Origin of the sequence: Bacillus cereus group sp. BceL291 (assembly GCF_051776705.1) — a bacterium.
GTDB lineage: Bacteria > Bacillota > Bacilli > Bacillales > Bacillaceae_G > Bacillus_A > Bacillus_A cereus.
Window position 1 is genome coordinate 1 of record NZ_JBPWAP010000188.1, and the last position, 2,498, is coordinate 2,498.

Consider the following 2,498-nt stretch of genomic DNA (forward strand, 5'->3'; position numbering starts at 1 on the left):
CATGCCTATCCACTTAAGAATGGAAACACAATGAACTTTCGTTCATATAACCAAAAAACTCTCGAAATATTTGGTATCTTTAAAAATGGGCATACCAAATAAACCTAGATAGGTATCGTTTTTTAAAATTATGCAGCTTTCTTTTGTTTTCTCAATCCATTATATTCATAGACAACACCTAAAATATCAAAGACTGTTTTCTTTTCGTATCGATGAGATTTCCGCCCATTTTTCTGAAGCAAGTGAAACAGGCGAATTAAAATCTTTGTTATTTCTTGGGTGTTTTGTTGTATGGCTTGATACAAAATCGATAAATGATCTTGAATCATTCCAATTGCTTTATATTCACTTAATTCTTGTTTCTTTTTTTGTAAAATTAACTGGCGCATCTTAAACATAGTAGAAGAACATAAAAAAATGGCAATAAGTTTTCCATAAACATGACATTCTAATCGCTCTTGTTTAATATTTTTCCAATGATGAATTTGAAATAGGGATTTCCATGTTTTAAATACAATCTCTATTTGCCAGCGGAGAGAGTAAAAATCATGGATTTGTTCCATCGGAACGATTTCCCAAGGTGTGTTGGTAACATATAGATTCATGCCAGCTAATCGTTTGCTTTTTTCCGAATATGTAATGCCCTTTTTACTTTCCGTATACACTTGTTTTTTCATACGCTCACGAAGTTGCTTTTCCGTTAATCGATACATAATCACCCGCGTGAATAGTTTTTTATCCCTTCCAATGTAAGCTTCTTTTATTTCATAAGACTGTCCTGGTTTTAAGGTATTCATAATGTGTTCTAAATCAATTTTAATGTACTGAGATTGTTTTTTTATTGTCCCATTTCGAAAGTATTCAGGAAATTCATTTTTGGTATATACCTTATTGTTTAATTTGAGCCGTGATATATAATACGCACCACGTTGGTCCGTTTGATCTAAATCATCCAGTGAATAATATCCTAAATCCCGAATGCACAGATCCCCAGAACGTAATGTTGATAAACATTCTGTTCCAAAAGTTTTATCATTATTTTTCCCTGGATCCACTTGGAAGTTTAAAAATTGACCATTATGTAAATCATATTCTAACTGGATTTTTATACCCGCTGTTTGAGCACAACCACCTGATCCAGGATACACACTAGCTAAATGCTTTGGCACCTGGAAAATCGTTGCATCTAAAATACGAATTCGCTGAAAATAAGCGATTGAAGAGCTTGGAATCACTGATGTTTCACAAATTTTAATTTTTAGTAATGTAGAGAAAATGTGTTTTAAAAAGAAAACAGCTTTTTTATTGAAACGTTTATTAAGTCCTTCAGGGCTCATAAGAGTTCCTGTAACAGCATGAAGTTGACTACACAGTCTCACTAAAGAATCACTTGCTACCCGTTGACTGATCCAGACACAGATAGTAGCTAAATCATGACCCGAAAACTTTCGTTTCCGTTGTACAAACCCTAGTTCTTTAGCGAGATTTTCGAGAAATGAAGGAGTAAGATGTTCATATAATTCTTCAGCAAATAATTGGAGTTCACCTTGAATCGAAAGATTCATAAAAAACGCCATCCTTTCTGTATATTTTCCACAAAAAGAATAACGCTTTTTTCGTTATATGGATATAAAAGTATTGTAACTACTCAACCATACGCTTCATTTAGAAGTTTGGTAAGGAGTATGATTCCAGCAAAAATACGCCCAATTTATTTTCATTTTTCAGCATATAGATTGCTGCCTTTCTTTGTTATAAAATTTTGCACGTGGCAAGAAAAGACCCTGAGAAGGACTGAGTAGTCACACGGATTTATTGTTTAAAAAGTAAAGCTGGCACTGTAAAGGTTTGTGTTAAGCACAAATCATCTTCATCCATTTTATCAATTTCTTGATATTCAATCTCGTTTTTTTGATAGAATTTTTTCCAGAAAGCCACTGCTCTCGAATTGCTTTTTAATTGGGCCACGTAATATGTTCCCATGTGTTGTTTGAAAATCCCTAAAATCGTTTGATCTGCTATTTGTTTTCCTCTATACGGCTTTAATAAGAAAAAATCGTTAATACAAAAGTCTGTTTCAGGGGCCGTAAATGGTACTTTAGCTAATAGGATAAAGCCAATATATTTTTCCTCATATTTAATGAAATACGGGATAAGCTCCTCACGAGTACAAATAAGTTCAAAAGCATCAAATTCAAAAAATCCATTTTCATTTGGATGTAGGGTAGGGGAGAATTCGGATAAATCGTGTAAGTATAGGGCATAGAAATTCTTTAATATTTCTAGCTGTTCTGTGGACACAGCTTCTAATGTGGCGTTCATTTTAATCCCATCCTTTTAAAAAATTTGTAACTACGCAGTCACACAATTAAAACTCCTGACAAATTCCTAATATTAAGAAAAAACATTCAATTTCTTTATATTCTATCACGAATATAAAGAAAGGATGGCATTTTTTACTTTTGGGGATAGTTAACACTTTTAAGTTGATGGGCATG

At 33.0% G+C, this 2,498-nt stretch carries 2 protein-coding genes; both read right to left on the minus strand.

Going from position 1 to position 2,498, the window contains the following annotated elements; translation table 11 throughout:
- Positions 1–128: 128 nt before the first annotated feature.
- Positions 129–1,565, minus strand: coding sequence for an IS4 family transposase (locus ACS2CR_RS33885; protein WP_153603180.1), 1,437 nt, complete (start codon positions 1,563–1,565; stop codon positions 129–131).
- A gap of 247 nt (positions 1,566–1,812) precedes the next feature.
- A complete protein-coding gene (locus ACS2CR_RS33890; protein ID WP_153603179.1) occupies positions 1,813–2,322 on the minus strand; it encodes a GNAT family N-acetyltransferase in 510 nt (169 codons plus the stop codon).
- Positions 2,323–2,498: the final 176 nt, after the last annotated feature.